The organism is Trinickia fusca (genome assembly GCF_003628145.1).
GTDB classification, from domain to species: domain Bacteria; phylum Pseudomonadota; class Gammaproteobacteria; order Burkholderiales; family Burkholderiaceae; genus Trinickia; species Trinickia fusca.
Genome location: NZ_RBZV01000018.1, coordinates 14,698 through 29,927, shown reverse-complemented (window position 1 = coordinate 29,927; position 15,230 = coordinate 14,698). Strand labels below are relative to the sequence as shown.

14 protein-coding genes are annotated in these 15,230 nt (G+C 65.3%); 9 read left to right on the top strand and 5 right to left on the bottom strand.

The annotated features are described in order from the left end of the window. Positions 1–38 precede the first annotated feature (38 nt). Positions 39–1,346, bottom strand: coding sequence for an RsmB/NOP family class I SAM-dependent RNA methyltransferase (locus D7S89_RS25350; protein WP_121281632.1), 1,308 nt, complete (start codon positions 1,344–1,346; stop codon positions 39–41). Then, on the bottom strand, positions 1,343–1,993 hold the full coding sequence (purN, locus tag D7S89_RS25345; RefSeq protein WP_121281631.1) for a phosphoribosylglycinamide formyltransferase: 651 nt from the start codon (positions 1,991–1,993) through the stop codon (positions 1,343–1,345). Before purN ends, D7S89_RS25350 begins: the two co-directional genes overlap by 4 nt. Positions 1,994–2,143: 150 nt before the next feature. On the opposite strand from purN, the gene D7S89_RS25335 reads away from it, so the two are divergent. From D7S89_RS25335 to dut, 6 genes are all read left to right on the top strand, one after another. Next, complete coding sequence (locus tag D7S89_RS25335; RefSeq protein WP_121281629.1) at positions 2,144–3,163, top strand: bifunctional riboflavin kinase/FAD synthetase; 1,020 nt, start codon at positions 2,144–2,146, stop codon at positions 3,161–3,163. Positions 3,164–3,292: 129 nt separating this feature from the next. Further along, positions 3,293–6,130, top strand: coding sequence for an isoleucine--tRNA ligase (gene ileS, locus D7S89_RS25330; protein WP_121281628.1), 2,838 nt, complete (start codon positions 3,293–3,295; stop codon positions 6,128–6,130). Then, positions 6,130–6,630 (top strand): signal peptidase II, encoded by a 501-nt coding sequence (gene lspA, locus D7S89_RS25325; protein ID WP_121281627.1) that lies wholly within the window; start codon positions 6,130–6,132, stop codon positions 6,628–6,630. The genes ileS and lspA overlap by 1 nt, the downstream gene beginning before the upstream one ends. A gap of 121 nt (positions 6,631–6,751) precedes the next feature. Continuing rightward, a complete protein-coding gene (gene coaBC / locus D7S89_RS25320) occupies positions 6,752–7,966 on the top strand; it encodes a bifunctional phosphopantothenoylcysteine decarboxylase/phosphopantothenate--cysteine ligase CoaBC (protein ID WP_121281674.1) in 1,215 nt (404 codons plus the stop codon). Between the two features lie 58 nt (positions 7,967–8,024). Next, positions 8,025–9,041, top strand: coding sequence for an LLM class flavin-dependent oxidoreductase (locus D7S89_RS25315; protein ID WP_121281626.1), 1,017 nt, complete (start codon positions 8,025–8,027; stop codon positions 9,039–9,041). Between the two features lie 25 nt (positions 9,042–9,066). Continuing rightward, positions 9,067–9,513 (top strand): dUTP diphosphatase, encoded by a 447-nt coding sequence (gene dut / locus D7S89_RS25310; RefSeq protein ID WP_121281625.1) that lies wholly within the window; start codon positions 9,067–9,069, stop codon positions 9,511–9,513. A gap of 124 nt (positions 9,514–9,637) precedes the next feature. Here dut and clpA read toward each other — a convergent pair whose 3' ends face one another. Together clpA and clpS are read right to left on the bottom strand one after the other, a co-directional pair. After that, the gene (gene clpA / locus D7S89_RS25305) at positions 9,638–11,935 is read right to left on the bottom strand and encodes an ATP-dependent Clp protease ATP-binding subunit ClpA (RefSeq protein ID WP_121281624.1); all 2,298 of its coding nucleotides are present in this window, start codon (positions 11,933–11,935) and stop codon (positions 9,638–9,640) included. Beyond that, complete coding sequence (gene clpS / locus D7S89_RS25300) at positions 11,932–12,246, bottom strand: ATP-dependent Clp protease adapter ClpS (protein WP_121281623.1); 315 nt, start codon at positions 12,244–12,246, stop codon at positions 11,932–11,934. Before clpS ends, clpA begins: the two co-directional genes overlap by 4 nt. A 540-nt stretch (positions 12,247–12,786) precedes the next feature. On the opposite strand from clpS, the gene cspD reads away from it, so the two are divergent. After that, the gene (gene cspD, locus D7S89_RS25295; RefSeq protein WP_017776809.1) at positions 12,787–12,993 is read left to right on the top strand and encodes a cold shock domain-containing protein CspD; all 207 of its coding nucleotides are present in this window, start codon (positions 12,787–12,789) and stop codon (positions 12,991–12,993) included. A 60-nt stretch (positions 12,994–13,053) separates the two neighbouring features. On the opposite strand, the gene D7S89_RS25290 is transcribed toward cspD, so the two are convergent. Next, on the bottom strand, positions 13,054–13,503 hold the full coding sequence (locus tag D7S89_RS25290) for a GNAT family N-acetyltransferase (RefSeq protein WP_121281673.1): 450 nt from the start codon (positions 13,501–13,503) through the stop codon (positions 13,054–13,056). 226 nt (positions 13,504–13,729) lie between these two features. Here D7S89_RS25290 and D7S89_RS25285 point away from each other — a divergent pair, with 226 nt between their 5' ends. Then, positions 13,730–14,089 (top strand): hypothetical protein, encoded by a 360-nt coding sequence (locus tag D7S89_RS25285; RefSeq protein WP_121281622.1) that lies wholly within the window; start codon positions 13,730–13,732, stop codon positions 14,087–14,089. 87 nt (positions 14,090–14,176) lie between these two features. Continuing rightward, positions 14,177–15,229 (top strand): TolC family protein, encoded by a 1,053-nt coding sequence (locus D7S89_RS25280; RefSeq protein ID WP_245983267.1) that lies wholly within the window; start codon positions 14,177–14,179, stop codon positions 15,227–15,229. Position 15,230 lies beyond the last annotated feature (1 nt).

Here is a 15,230-nt window from a genome sequence, read left to right as displayed (position 1 = left end):
CTTGGCTATGAATTGACTGACGCGTTAAGCCTTACGGCTTACGCGCGCCGCTCGAGCACCGCGGCGAAAAAGCCGTCGGTCGCGTGGCGATGCGGCCACAACGTCAGGTAATCGCCCATCTCGAGACCGATGCGCTGATCGGCCAGTACCGTGCCGGCGGGTACGACCGCGAAATTCGGATGCTCGGCCAGGAACTGGGCGACGACGGCCTCGTTCTCGGCCTCGAGCACGCTGCAGGTCGCGTAGACGAGCCGCCCGCCCGTCTTCACGAGCCGGGCCGCGCTCGCGAGGATCGACGCCTGTTTGGGCGTGAGCTCGGCGACCGACTCGGCGCTCTGCCGCCATTTCAGATCGGGATTGCGTCGCAGCGTGCCGAGGCCGCTGCACGGCGCATCGACGAGCACGCGGTCGATCTTGCCCGCGAGGCGCTTGATCTTGACGTCGTGCTCGCTGTCGATGTGCACCGGATGCACGTTCGACAGCCCGCTGCGCGCGAGGCGCGGCTTGAGCTTGGTCAGGCGCCGCTCGGACACGTCGAACGCATAGACACGCCCGGTCGAGCGCATGGCAGCGCCGAGTGCGAGCGTCTTGCCGCCCGCACCCGCGCAAAAGTCGACGATCATCTCGCCGCGCCGCGGCGCGACGAGCGAGCACAGCAGCTGGCTGCCCTCGTCCTGCACCTCGACCCAGCCGTCTTCGAACAGTTTGAGCTTCGTGAGCGCCGGCTTGCCGGCCACGCGCACGCCTTGCGGCGCGAACGGCGTCGCGCCGGCGTCGATGCCGGCTTCCTTGAGCGCGTCGAGCACCTGATCGCGGCTCGCCTTCATCGGGTTGGCGCGCAGATCGAGCGGCGCCGGATAGTTGAGCGCGGCGGCCAGCTGGGCGAGCTCGTCAGCGTCGAAGCGCTTGCCGAGCGCCTCGACGATCCAGTCGGGCAGATTCGTGCGCACACGCAGCGGCAGACTCGCCGGGTCGATCGTCGCAACGTGCTCGAGCCAGGCGGCCTCCTGCTCCGACACGAACGGCTTGAGCGCCGAGCGGCCCATCGTCTGCATGAGGCCGAGCAGGGCGAGCCGTCGCGCCGGGCTGCCGCTGCCGCTCTCGGCCAGATGGGCGAACTCCATGCGCCGGCGCAGCACGGCGAACACGGCCTCGGCGATCACGCCGCGCTCGTTATGGCCGAGCTTCGGGTGCGCGCGGAAAAAGCGGCTCGTCGTGGCGTCGGCCGGGCCGGTGAATTTGAGGATTTCGGCGAGCAGCGTCTCGGTCTGGCCGATCAGAAAACCGTGCAGCGGACCTTCGCGCCGCGGCGAAGACGCCTTGCGCGCCTGGGGCGTCTTTTTCATATTGCTTCTCCTTGCGTGTCGGCGAACATCCACTGCGGCTCGGGCGGCGTGACGGTCACGCGCATGCCCTCGAGTGTCAGGCGTCCTTCTACGAACCAGCGCGCGGCGCGCGGGTAGATCACATGTTCCGTCGTCAGCACGCGCGCGGCCAGTGCCTGCGCGTCGTCGCCGGCCTGCACGGGCACGGCCGACTGCAGGACGATCGGGCCGTGATCGAGTTGCGAGGTGACGAAATGCACGGTTGCGCCGTGCAGCGCCACACCGGCCTCGAGTGCGCGCTGATGCGTGTGCAGCCCCGGAAAGCTCGGCAACAGCGATGGATGCACGTTCAGCATGCGGCCCGCGTAACGATCGACGAAGCCGTCCGTCAGCACGCGCATGAAGCCCGCCAGCACGACGAGATCGGGGGTGTAGGAGTCGACGACGGCAGCCAGCGCCGCATCGAACGCCTCGCGGTCGGCAAAGCCGCGGTGGTCGACGACGGCCGTGGCGATGCCGTGCGCGGCCGCAAAAGCCAGGCCGCCGGCGTCGGCGCGGTTCGAGACGACCGCCGCCACGCGCGCGGGCCAGCCTTCGTGCGCGCAGGCGCGCACGATCGCTTCCATGTTGCTGCCGCGCCCGGAAATCAGAATCACGATATTTTTCATCCGGCGATTTTATCATTCGGGGGGCCCTTCCCAAGCCGCTCCGCCGCGCTCGCCCCCGAGCGTTTATAATCTCCTGCTTTGCGGCGCCTGCCGGCCGCGCATCGATGTTTGGCTTCGCGGCCTGTGTGCCGCCACACCTGAACCGGTAACGTGAGAGTCTTCCGCGGTCTTCCCAACGCCGAAAGCCGCGCGCCCTGCGCGCTGACGATCGGCAACTTCGACGGTGTCCACCGCGGCCACCAGGCTTTGCTCGCCCGTGTGCGCGAGGCGGCGCACGCGCGCGGCCTGCCGGTGTGCGTGATGACGTTCGAGCCGCATCCGCGCGAATTCTTCAATCCGGCCGGCGCGCCGCCGCGCATCGCGATGCTGCGCGACAAGCTCGAAGCGCTGCGCACGAACGGCGTCGACCGCGTCGTGGTCGAGCATTTCAACCAGACGTTCGCGAGCCAGTCGCCCGATACATTCGTCGAGCGCATCATCGTCGGCGGGCTGCACGCTCGCTGGGTGCTGATCGGCGACGACTTCCGCTACGGCGCCAAGCGCGCCGGCGACTTCGCCTCGCTGAAGGCCGCCGGCGAGCGCCACGGCTTCGAAGTGGAGCAGATGCCGACCGTCGCCGATCCAAGCGGCGCGCGCATTTCGAGTTCGAGCGTGCGCGCCTCGCTCGTGGCCGGCGATCTCGACGCCGCCCATGCCGCGTTGGGACGCGCTTACGCGATCAGCGGCCACGTCGTGCACGGGCTCGCGCTCGGGCGCGACCTCGGTTTCCCGACGCTGAACCTGCCGATCGCCCACAAGCGGCCCGCGGCGTCCGGCATCTTCGTCGTGCACGTCCATGGCATCGAAAGCGAGCCGCTGCCTGGCGTCGCGAGCCTCGGGCTGCGCCCGACCGTCGACGACTCCGGCCGCGTGCTGCTCGAGGTCCATTTGCTCGATTGGCACGGCGACGCCTATGGCAAACTCGTGCGCGTCGAATTTCTCACCAAGCTGCGCGACGAGGAGAAGTTCGCCGACCTCGAAACGCTGACGGCGGCCATCGCTCGAGATGTCACGCAGGCGCGGGCCTACTTTGCCGCACTGGGCGGCAACGGAGCCGCCCGCGCCGCCGATGGCGCGCCGGGCAGCCGCGCGACGGGCTTCTCGACTTCGGCGACCGACCGAATTCGGTAGCCGCCACGCCGTTGCCGCTATGGCGTCGCGCCCGGTGCGCCGGACTTCGCAGGCAGCAACACCCACACCGATATTGATAGATTGACAGGCGCCCGTTCGCCGGGCCCACACTGTTTCAGCGATCCCACCATGAGCGACAAGAAAGCCGATTCGAAATCCCCGGCCAAATACCCGGTCAACTTGCTCGACACGCCGTTTCCGATGCGTGGCGACCTGCCCAAGCGCGAGCCGCAATGGGTCAAGGAGTGGCAGGACCAAGGCATCTACGAGAAGATCCGTGCGGCAAGCGCCGGCCGGCCCCGCTTCGTGCTGCACGACGGCCCGCCGTATGCGAACGGCGACATCCACCTCGGCCACGCCGTCAACAAGATCCTGAAGGACATCATCGTCAAGTCGCGCAACATGGCCGGCTTCGATGCGCCCTATGTGCCGGGCTGGGACTGCCACGGCATGCCGATCGAGATCCAGATCGAAAAGCAGTTCGGCAAGTCGCTGCCGGCAGCCGAAGTGCAGAGCAAGGCACGCGCCTACGCGGCCGAGCAGATCGAGAAGCAGAAGGTGGGGTTCAAGCGCCTGGGCGTGCTCGGCGACTGGGACGATCCGTACAAGACGATGAACTTCGCCAATGAAGCCGCCGAAATCCGCGCGCTCGCGAAGATCTTCGAGAAAGGCTACGTGTTCCGCGGCCTGAAGCCGGTGAACTGGTGCTTCGACTGCGGCTCGGCCCTTGCCGAGGCCGAGGTCGAGTACAAGGACCGCACCGATCCGTCGGTCGACGTGTTGTTCCCGTTCGCCGAGCCCGAAAAAACGGCGCAGGCGTTCGGCCTCGCGGCGCTGCCGCGTGCCGAAGGCGGCATCGTGATCTGGACCACCACGCCGTGGACGATCCCCGCCAACCAGGCGCTCAACGTTCACCCCGAGATCACCTACGCGCTCGTCGACACGCCGCGCGGCCTCCTGATCCTCGCGCAGGAGCGCGTCGCGCCGTGCCTCGAGCAATTCGGCTTGACGGGCAACGTGATCGCCACGGCACCGGGTGCTGCGCTCGCGAACCTGCGCTTCCATCATCCGCTCGCCGCCGCCCACCTCGGCTTCAAGCGCACGTCGCCCATCTACCTGGGCGAGTACGTGACGACCGACACCGGCACCGGCATCGTGCACTCCTCGCCCGCTTACGGCGTGGAGGACTTCGAGTCGTGCAAGGCGCACGGCATGGCCGACTCCGACATCATCAATCCGGTGATGGGCGACGGCCGCTACATCGAATCGCTGCCGCTGTTCGGCGGGCTGTCGATCTGGGCCGCGAACCCGAAGATCATCGAAGCGCTCGAAGGCGCCGGCACGCTGCTGCACACCGAAAAGGAGCAGCACAGCTACATGCACTGCTGGCGCCACAAGACGCCGATCATCTATCGCGCGACGTCGCAGTGGTTCGCCGGCATGGACGTCACGCCGAACGACGACGGCGCGACGCTGCGCGAAACCGCGCTGGCAGGCATCGAAGCGACGGCGTTCTATCCGTCGTGGGGCAAGCAGCGCCTCTACAACATGATCGCGAACCGTCCTGACTGGACGCTGTCGCGCCAGCGCCAGTGGGGCGTGCCGATGGCGTTCTTCGTGCACAAGGAGACAGGCGACCTGCATCCGCGCACGCTTGAGCTGCTCGAACAAGTGGCGCAGCGCGTCGAAGCCGGCGGCATCGAAGCCTGGCAGACGCTCGACGCCCGCGAGCTGATCGGCGACGACGCGAACCTGTACGAAAAGAACCGCGACACGCTCGACGTGTGGTTCGACTCCGGTACGACGCACTGGCACGTGCTGCGCGGCTCGCATCGCGAAGCGTCGCAATTCCCGGCCGATCTGTACCTCGAAGGCTCCGATCAGCACCGCGGCTGGTTCCACTCGTCGTTGCTGACGGCGTCGATGCTCGACGGCCGCGCGCCGTACCGCGCGCTGCTCACGCACGGCTTCACCGTCGACGGCGAAGGCCGCAAGATGAGCAAGTCGCTCGGCAACGGCATCGATCCGCACGAAGTGGCGAACCGCCTCGGCGCCGAGATCATCCGTCTGTGGATCGCCTCCACCGACTACTCGGGCGAGCTCGCGATCTCCGAGGAAATCCTCAAGCGCGTGACCGAAGGCTACCGCCGCATCCGCAATACGCTGCGCTTTTTGCTCGCCAACCTGTCGGACTTCGATTTTGACCAGCATGCGCGTCCGATCGGCGAATGGCTCGAGATCGACCGTTATGCGGTCGCGCTGTCGGCATCGCTGCAGCAGGAAATCCTCGCGTACTATGAAAAATTCGAGTTCCACCCCGTCGTCGCCAAGCTGCAGACGTTCTGCTCCGAAGACCTCGGCGGCTTCTACCTCGACGTGCTGAAGGACCGCCTCTACACGAGCGCGCCCGACTCGCCCGCGCGCCGCTCGGCGCAAACGGCGCTGTACCACATCGCGCAGGGCTTGCTGCGTGCGATCGCCCCGTTCCTGTCGTTCACGGCCGAAGAGGCGTGGAAGGTGTTCCAACCGGGCAGCGACACGATCTTCACCGAGACCTACTACGTCTACCCCGAGATGCCCGAAGCACAGGCCCTGCTGCAGAAATGGGCGCTGCTGCGCACCGTGCGCGGCAACGTGACGAAGGCGCTCGAGGAGGCGCGCGCGGCCGAGCAAATCGGCTCGTCGCTGCAGGCCGAAGTGCGCATTCTCGCGAGCGGTGCGGCCTACGACGCGCTCGCGAGCCTCGGCGACGACCTCAAGTTCGTGCTGATCACCTCTGCGGCCACGATCGTCAAGGTCGATGCGGAAGCGGACGAGGCCGTCGAAGTCGTCACGTCGAAGTACCTCAAATGCGAACGCTGCTGGCACTATCGTGCCGACGTCGGCGCGGATGCCGAGCATCCGACGCTGTGCGGCCGCTGCACCAGCAACCTGTTCGGCAACGGTGAACAAAGGAGCGCGGCGTAATGGCCAAGACGCTGTCGAAACAGGCGAGCGGTTCGCTCGCGCCGTGGCTCGGCATTGCGCTGATCGTGATCCTCGTCGACCAGCTGACGAAGATCGCGGTCTCGAAGGTGCTCGCCTATGCGACGCCCTACCCGCTCGCGCCGTTCTTCAACTTGTTCCTGGTGTTCAATCGCGGCGCCGCGTTCAGCTTCCTCGGCACCGCGGGCGGCTGGCAGCGCTGGATGTTCACGACGCTCGGCGTCGCCGCGGCATTCGTGATCTGCTACCTGCTCAAGCGCCACGGCAACCAGCGGATGTTCAGCACGGCGTTGTCGCTGATCATGGGCGGCGCGCTCGGCAACGTGATCGACCGGCTCGTGCACGGCCACGTGATCGATTTCCTCGACTTTCACGTCGGCACCTGGCACTGGCCCGCATTCAACGTGGCCGACAGCGGAATCGTAATCGGCGCAATATTGCTGGTGCTGGACGAGTTGCGGCGCGTGCGCGGCACGCGCTGACCGCCCAAGCAGGTCGGCAGCCAGCGCCTATGCGCCGCGCTGCCGATCCCGTCCTTGACCTTTCGTCCGTCATTTGGCGCGCGCGGCTCACACGGCCTGTAGCGCGTACACGGAGGTAACGTTGGCAACCGCAGAACTCGCTGGAAAGCACCTCGTACTCGGCATGACAGGCGGCATCGCCTGCTACAAGATCGCCGAGCTGACACGCCTGCTGACCAAAGCCGGCGCCACCGTGCAGGTCGCCATGAGCGAAGCGGCCACGCAGTTCATCACACCCGTCACGATGCAAGCGCTCTCGGGCCGCCCCGTCTTCACGAGCCAGTGGGACGAGCGCGTCGCGAACAACATGGCGCATATCGATCTGTCGCGTGAAGCGCATGCGATCGTGATCGCACCGGCCTCGGCGGACTTCCTCGCCAAGCTCGCGCACGGCATGGCCGACGATTTGCTCTCCACGCTGTGCCTTGCGCGTGACTGTCCGCTGCTCGTCGTCCCCGCAATGAATCGCCAGATGTGGTCGAACCCGGCCACGCAGCGCAATGTCGCGCAGCTGCGCGCCGACGGCGTACTCGTACTGGGTCCCGATTCGGGGGCACAGGCGTGCGGCGAAATCGGCGACGGCCGCATGCTCGAGCCGCAAGCGTCGTATGAAGCGATCGTTTCGTTCTTCCGGCCGAAGCCGCTGACTGGCCGGCGCGTGCTGTTGACGGCCGGCCCGACGTTCGAGCCGATCGACCCCGTGCGCGGCATCACGAACCGCTCGAGCGGCAAGATGGGCTTTGCGCTCGCGCGTGCCGCGCAGCAAGCGGGCGCCGAGGTGCACTTGATCGCGGGCCCCGTCTCGCTCGACACGCCGTGGGGCGTCGTGCGTGAGGACGTCGAAACGGCCCAGCAGATGTACGATGCTGTGATGCAGGCCGTGCTCAACTGCGACGTCTTCATCTCGGTTGCCGCCGTAGCGGACTGGCGCGTCGATCAGACCAGTACGCACAAGATCAAGAAGACGGCCGAGCAAACCGTGCCGAGCCTTACGTTCGTCGAAAACCCCGACATTCTGGCGAGCGTCGCGCAGATGCCGAATCCGCCCTATTGCGTGGGCTTCGCAGCCGAGAGCGGCGAGCTCGAAACGCACGGCGAACAAAAGCGCACGCGCAAGAATGTGCCGCTGCTGATCGGCAACCTGGGGCCGCAGACGTTCGGTCGCGACGACAACGAGGTCACGCTGTTCGAGCAATCGGGTATCACGCGCCTGCCGCGCGCCGACAAGACGTCGCTGGCAGCCTCGCTGATCGACGAAATCGCCCGGCGCCTGCCCGACGCGAGCCTGATTTCGTGATGCACAAGGCGGCTGGCCTTGCATGGCGAGCCGCCGGCCTTTTCGGAGCGGAACTGCCATGACGCTACTTTCCGTGCTCGACCAGACCCCCGTGATCGACGGCCATACGGAGGCCGACGCGATCGCCGCCTCGCTCGAGCTCGCGCAGCTCGCCGACGATCTCGGCTACACGCGCTACTGGTGCGCGGAGCATCACGGGCTGCGCGCGCTATCGAATCCGTGCCCCGAAGTCATGCTCGCACGCATTGGCAGCCTCACGAAGCGCATCCGCATCGGCTCGGGCGGCATCTTGCTGCCGTATTACAGCCCATTCAAGGTCGCCGAGCAGTTCCTCATGCTCGAGGCGCTGTTCCCGAACCGCGTCGACCTCGGCGTCGGCCGCGCGCCAGGCGGCAACGCACGCACGGCGCAGGCGGTAGCAGCAGGCAGCTACAACTGGGGCGACATTTTCGCGGAACAGGTCGCCGATCTGGTTGGTTTGATGAGCGGGACGCTGCCGCCCGATCACGTTGCACAAGGCGTGCTGCTGCAGCCGCAAATTGCCGCGCGTCCGCAGCTGTGGATGCTGGGCTCGAGCGAATTCGGCGGCCAGCTTGCCGCCAAGCTGGGCCTGCGCTTCGCATTTGCGCATTTCATCAACGCGCATTTTGGCCATCACGTCGGGCGCAGCTACCGCGAGCAGTTCAGCGTGGGGCACGAAAAAGCGCCGTACCTGGCGGCCGCCGTGTTCGTCATTTGCGCCGATACCGAGCGCGAGGCGCTTGCGCTCGAAAAAGCCGTCGACTTGCGGCGCGTGCAGATGGCCCATGGCATGAACGAGCCGATCCCGTCTCTTGAACAGGGTGCCGCGCAAGAGTTCGGCGAACACGAGCAGCTCGTGATCGACCGAGAGAAGCCGCGCAGCGTGATCGGTACGCCCGAGACCGTGACCGAGCGGCTCGTGCAGCTGCAAGAGCAGTTCGGGGCCGATGAGCTGATCGTGCTGACGGTGGCCGGCAGCTATACGGCGCGCAGACGCTCCTATGAACTTCTGGCCCAAGCGTTCGAGCTTGGGCGCGATCAGTCCGCGGCCTGACAGGGCCGCCTTTTTTAGCAACCGAATGAAACTCGACCTGAAGATCCTCGATGCGCGCATGCGCGAATACCTTCCCGCCTACGCGACGCCGGGCAGTGCCGGCCTCGATCTGCGAGCCTGCCTCGAAAAGCCGCTGCTGCTCGAGCCGGGCCAGACAGCACTCGTGCCGACCGGGCTCGCGATCCACGTGGGCGACCCTGGCTATGCCGCGCTGATTCTGCCGCGTTCAGGCCTCGGCCATAAGCACGGTATCGTGCTCGGCAATCTCGTCGGCCTCATCGATTCGGACTACCAGGGCGAGCTGATGATTTCGACGTGGAATCGCGGCCAAACGACGTTCACGCTCAATCCGATGGAGCGCCTCGCGCAACTCGTCATCGTTCCGGTCGTGCAAGCACAGTTCAACATCGTCGACGAATTCTCGGAGAGCGAGCGCGGCGCGGGTGGCTTTGGGAGCACGGGACGGCATTGAAAACCGAGCGTTGAGAAACGAGGCCTGGCCTCGCTCATTGTTCGGGCGTCAAAAAAAACGGCGCGGGAGCCAATCCCGCGCCGTTTCCATTTGAGCGCCTGGCGCGAACGCGCCGCTCACCGCATCACTCCACTTCGACCGTCTCCGGATTCGGGTTGCGCGGTGCGGCATTCTCGTCGAACGTCAGCTGCACCTTGTCGTTTTCGTCGACATCGACCGTCACACGGCCCCCGTTCATGAGCTTGCCGAACAGCAGCTCGTCGGCCAGCGCGCGGCGGATCGTGTCCTGGATCAACCGTTGCATCGGACGCGCGCCCATCAGCGGGTCGAAGCCGTGCTTGGCCAAGTGCTTGCGCAACGTGTCGGTGAACAGCGCATCGACCTTCTTCTCGTGCAGCTGATCTTCGAGCTGCATGAGGAACTTGTCGACCACGCGCATGATGATTTCCTCATCGAGCGAGCGGAAGCTGATCGTCGCATCGAGCCGGTTGCGGAATTCGGGCGTGAACAAGCGCTTGATGTCGGCCATCTCGTCGCCCGTTTCGCGGCGCGTCGTGAAACCGATCGTGCCCTTTTGCATCGACTCGGCGCCCGCGTTCGTCGTCATGATGATGATGACGTTGCGGAAATCGGCCTTGCGCCCGTTGTTATCCGTCAGCGTGCCGTGATCCATCACTTGCAGCAGCACGTTGAAGATGTCGGGGTGCGCCTTTTCGATTTCGTCGAGCAGCAACACGCAGTGCGGCTTCTTCGTGACGGCCTCGGTCAGCAGGCCACCCTGGTCGAAACCGACATAACCCGGCGGCGCGCCGATCAGGCGGCTCACCGCATGGCGCTCCATATATTCCGACATGTCGAAGCGGATCAGCTCGATGCCGAGCGTGAACGCAAGCTGGCGCGCGACTTCGGTCTTGCCGACGCCTGTCGGGCCTGAGAACAGGAACGCGCCAATCGGCTTGTCGGTCTTGCCGAGGCCTGCACGCGCCATCTTGATGGCCGCCGCGAGCGCGTCGATCGCCGGGTCCTGGCCGAACACGACGGACTTCAGATCGCGATCGAGCGTCTGCAGCTTGCTGCGATCGTCCTGCGACACGCTTTGGGCCGGCACGCGCGCGATCTTCGAAATGATTTCCTCGATCTCGCCCTTGCCGATCGTCTTCTTCTGTTTCGACTTGGGCAGGATCCGCTGGGCGGCACCTGCCTCGTCGATCACGTCGATGGCCTTGTCAGGCAAATGACGGTCGGTGATGAAGCGCGCCGACAACTCGGCCGCGGCCGACAGCGCCCCCGACGAGTACTTGACGCCGTGGTGCTCTTCGAAGCGCGACTTGAGCCCGCGCAGGATCGCGACCGTCTGCTCGACGGTCGGCTCCGTCACGTCGATCTTCTGGAACCGCCGGGAAAGCGCCGCATCTTTCTCGAAGATACCGCGATATTCAGTGAACGTCGTCGCACCGATGCACTTGAGCGTGCCCGACGACAGCGCCGGCTTCAGCAGATTCGACGCGTCGAGCGTGCCGCCCGACGCCGCGCCGGCACCGATCAGCGTATGAATTTCGTCGATGAACAAGATCGCGTGCGGGCGCTCCTTGAGCTCCTTGAGCACGGTCTTCAAGCGCTGCTCGAAATCGCCGCGGTACTTCGTGCCGGCGAGCAGCGCACCCATGTCGAGCGAGTAGACCTGCGCGTCGGCAAGGATATCGGGCACTTCGCCGCGCGTAATGCGCCACGCGAGGCCTTCGGCGATCGCCGTCTTGCCTACGCCGGCCTCGCCGACGAGCAGCGGGTTGTTCTTACGGCGGCGGCACAGCACCTGCACGACGCGCTCGACTTCGGACTCGCGCCCGATCAGCGGATCGATGCGGCCGTCCTTGGCCATCTGGTTCAGGTTCTGCGTGAACTGGGCGAGCGGTGTTTCCTTTTGCGAGGCGGCGTCTTCCGCCTCTGCGTTCGCCTCGCCTGCCTTCGCGGCGTCGTTGCTGTTCGTCTTCGCGATGCCGTGCGAGATGAAGTTGACGACGTCGAGGCGCGTCACCCCCTGCTGTTGCAGGTAGTAGACGGCGTGAGAATCCTTTTCCCCGAAGATCGCGACGAGCACGTTCGCGCCCGTCACTTCCTTCTTGCCGTTCGAGGTCGATTGCACGTGCATGATCGCGCGTTGGATCACACGTTGAAAGCCGAGCGTCGGCTGCGTATCGACATCGTCGGTGCCGGGCACCGTCGGGGTGTTGTCGTGAATGAAGTTGCGCAGATTCTGGCGCAAGTCTTCGATGTTGGCCGCGCAGGCGCGCAACACCTCGGCCGCCGTCGGATTGTCCAGCAGCGCCAGCAAGAGATGTTCGACCGTAATGAACTCATGCCGTGCCTGGCGTGCTTCCATGAACGCCATGTGCAAGCTGACTTCCAGTTCCTGGGCAATCATGCTTCCTCCATCACGCACTGCAGCGGGTGGCCCGCTTGCCGCGCGTGGGTAACAACTTGCTCGACCTTGGTCGACGCGATGTCCCGCGTATAGACCCCACAAACTCCCCGCCCTTCGCGATGGACCTTCAGCATGATCTGCGTCGCGGTCTCGTGATCTTTATTGAAATATTCCTGCACGATCATCACGACAAATTCCATTGGCGTGAAGTCGTCATTCAGCAGCACCACCTTATACATGGAGGGCGGTTTGAGCTGCTGCTCCTGTCGCTCCAGTACGGTGCTGTCCTGCTTGTCAGGGATAATCGCCATACACCCATTCTAAACAACTCGGCCGGGCTCGCAATCCTGCCAAAACCCGACTGAACAATTGGTTGACTCGTGCCGCACTCGAGCGCTCAGCGCGCCACGCTTCTCGTGGCGCAACCGGCCGCGCTGCCGTTGCGCATCGTGCACGATGCGCCGCTTCGACGCGCGACCCGTTCGAGTATCGCACAACGCGTGCCGGCACCTCGGCACGCGCGCGGCGGGCTTACGCCGGCCGTGTCCCCCATGTGAGTCGATTATGCGACTTTTCAAGCCCCGCCGCTTGCGCGAGCGCACAGATGAAAAGCGGGAGAAACCCTGAAAAGCCAAAGTCGATGCAATGCTCCAGTAAACATCTCAAAATTCACTTGACACCTGATTAAAGAGATCCAACAATCAAGCTGGCACTTTTTTTCAGCTGGCCGCAACAAGTGCAAGTACGAAAAAATGCCGAGGTGAGCTAGAGCGGAGGGGGCGGCTGCGAACGCGGCTGTCGAGCTTTTCGAGCGTGCTCGTGGTAGGACATGAGTTACAGGGGAAGTAGGTATGGCAACTGGTACGGTCAAATGGTTCAATGACGCGAAAGGCTTCGGATTCATCACGCCCGACGAAGGCGGCGAGGATCTGTTTGCGCATTTCTCGGCCATCCAGATGAACGGTTTCAAGACGCTCAAGGAAGGTCAGAAGGTGAGCTTCGAAGTCGTGCAAGGACCGAAGGGCAAGCAAGCATCGAACATCCAGGCAGCAGCCTGAGATCGCTCGATTGCGATGCCTTTAAAAACCCGGCTCCGGCCGGGTTTTTTTCATGCTGCGCTAGCCACGCACGTCGAGGTTGTACGTCAGGAACACCTCATCCTGTTTCCAGCCCATCGATTCGTAGAGCGCCTGCGCGTTCACGTTCGTCTTGGCCGTCGTCAGGTCGGCGCGCGCCTTCCCGTCTGCGCGGGCGCGCTCGTGAGCCGCGCCGAGCAGTGCCCGGGCTACGCCATGGCGTCGCGCAGCCGGCGCAACGTACAGGTCGTACAGCACGTAGATGGGCTCGGCCAGCACCGAGCAAAACGTCGGGTACAACTGGCAGAAACCGCCGAGGGCACCTTTCGCATCCTCTGCGACCAGCAGCACGGATTCGCCGTTTTCCATTCTGCTGCCAATGAATTGCCGTGCGCGCTCAAGATCCGACGGCTGTTCATAGAACTGCCGATATTCATCGAATAATCGCGCGACTTCATCTAGATCGCGTTTTTCGAACGGCCGAATGCGAATTGAATCGTCCAAATCGAACAATGACTGCTCCTGTGACAAAAATACGGCGTTTATCGTGCAAACTCAGTGCGCGAATTGGCGTCGGCAAAAAAGAAAGCCCCGGGATCATGACGATGCGCCGGGGGCCGTTTCAATGTGAAGCGCCGCGATAATACGGCATATATGCGTCGCGCGTGCAGCGCACGCAATACGACTCGCCTCCCAGCGCGTGATAGACTCACCCCCCATGTCTTTCTGGTGCCGTCTCCTCTTCGTCGTGCTGCTGACTCTGGGCTTTGCCGCCCAGTCGTTCGCCGTCGCACCGACCGATTGCGAGTCCCTGCATCACGCCGCCACACAGGTAGCCACGCACGGCCCCATGGCCGATGAACGGGTCGCCGCCGATCATCATCGCCACGCCACCTCGCACGCGCATGCCTGCTCGAGCTGCGCATCCTGCTGCGTCGGCGGCCCGCTGCCGTCGACGCCCGTCGTCGACGCGCCCGCGCCTGGCGCGCGGGTCGCCAAGCCGCTGATTCGCTCCGCCGCCAGCGCGTCGTTCCTGACGGGCGGCATCGAACGCCCTCCCCGTCCCGCACTCGTCTGATCGTTACTGCCGCCATCCGTAGCGGCGCACGTTGCCTATGCGCGGACCTTTGATGCCCGCGCGAACGACTCACGACGGGAAAAGAACATGCGAACGATTTTTGCGGCGCTCGCGGCCGCGGCGGCAGCCTTGCCGACGCTCGCCTGCGCCATCACGACGCTGCCCGAGCCGCAAACGGCCGACGCAGCCGTGCCGGCCGCCACCGCGCCGGCCACCCTCGACGGCTACCGACCGTTTCACGACGATGACGCGCCGGGCTGGCAGCAGCTGAACACCGCCGTCAAAGCGCCCATGAGGACGGGCCAGGGCCGGGACCACGAGGCCGCCGCCCAACAGGCGCAAGCACTGCCCGCCAAACCGCTCGGCATGGACGACGCCGTGCAGGTGGCGCGCCTCAATCATCGCGACCGGCAAGCGTCACCTGCCGTCGAGACGACCGACACCCAGCTCTGCGTCTCAGCCGATACACGACGCGCCTACGTCGAGGCGGTCGCGGCCCGGCAAGCGGCGACCTACGCGGCGCAGGTCGACGACTCGGCCGCTGCTGGCGCCGAGCTCGCGCGACGCATGCGCGCCGCCGGCCACTTCAGCAAGCTCGACTACGCGCGCGAACAGGCGTTTTATGCGGAATCGGCGGCTCAGCTCGCGCGGGCTCGGCAGACGGCACTTGCCGCGCGCGAAAAGCTCACGCGTGCGATGGGCCTGAAGGAGACGGATGCGCCCTACACGCTGCCCGATCGCTTGCCTGATCTGCCGATCGACAGGCTACAGCTCGCACCGACCGCGCTCGATGCACGCTCGGAGGTGCGCGAATCGTATGCGACCTACGTGACGAACTACGACATCGCCAAGCACTACCGCGACGAAGTCGTGCCGCTACACAAGGCGATCTCCGACGAACTGCTGCTTCGCTACAACGGCATGCTCGCTAGCGTGTTCGATCTGCTGGCCGATTCGCGTGACCAGGCGGCTGCCGTGCACGACTACATCGAAGCGCTCAAGAACTTTTGGCTTGCGCAGACCGATCTGCAACAGGCCCTCGGCGGGCGGCTTCCCTCCCCCCCGGCCGCCGATCCCCACCCGCCACTTGCCGCGACGCAGGACGCGACGCCGGCATCCCACACGAGTAAAGGTGATTGAG

What these genes read in the sequence shown, in the direction of transcription:
- D7S89_RS25350 (WP_121281632.1), bottom strand. Translation starts at nt 1,346, where the DNA reads ATGAAAAAGACGCCCCAGGCGCGCAAGGCGTCTTCGCCGCGGCGCGAA.
- purN (WP_121281631.1), bottom strand. Translation starts at nt 1,993, where the DNA reads ATGAAAAATATCGTGATTCTGATTTCCGGGCGCGGCAGCAACATGGAA.
- ileS (WP_121281628.1), top strand. Translation starts at nt 3,293, where the DNA reads ATGAGCGACAAGAAAGCCGATTCGAAATCCCCGGCCAAATACCCGGTC.
- lspA (WP_121281627.1), top strand. Translation starts at nt 6,130, where the DNA reads ATGGCCAAGACGCTGTCGAAACAGGCGAGCGGTTCGCTCGCGCCGTGG.
- D7S89_RS25315 (WP_121281626.1), top strand. Translation starts at nt 8,025, where the DNA reads ATGACGCTACTTTCCGTGCTCGACCAGACCCCCGTGATCGACGGCCAT.
- dut (WP_121281625.1), top strand. Translation starts at nt 9,067, where the DNA reads ATGAAACTCGACCTGAAGATCCTCGATGCGCGCATGCGCGAATACCTT.
- clpA (WP_121281624.1), bottom strand. Translation starts at nt 11,935, where the DNA reads ATGATTGCCCAGGAACTGGAAGTCAGCTTGCACATGGCGTTCATGGAA.
- clpS (WP_121281623.1), bottom strand. Translation starts at nt 12,246, where the DNA reads ATGGCGATTATCCCTGACAAGCAGGACAGCACCGTACTGGAGCGACAG.
- cspD (WP_017776809.1), top strand. Translation starts at nt 12,787, where the DNA reads ATGGCAACTGGTACGGTCAAATGGTTCAATGACGCGAAAGGCTTCGGA.
- D7S89_RS25285 (WP_121281622.1), top strand. Translation starts at nt 13,730, where the DNA reads ATGTCTTTCTGGTGCCGTCTCCTCTTCGTCGTGCTGCTGACTCTGGGC.
- D7S89_RS25280 (WP_245983267.1), top strand. Translation starts at nt 14,177, where the DNA reads ATGCGAACGATTTTTGCGGCGCTCGCGGCCGCGGCGGCAGCCTTGCCG.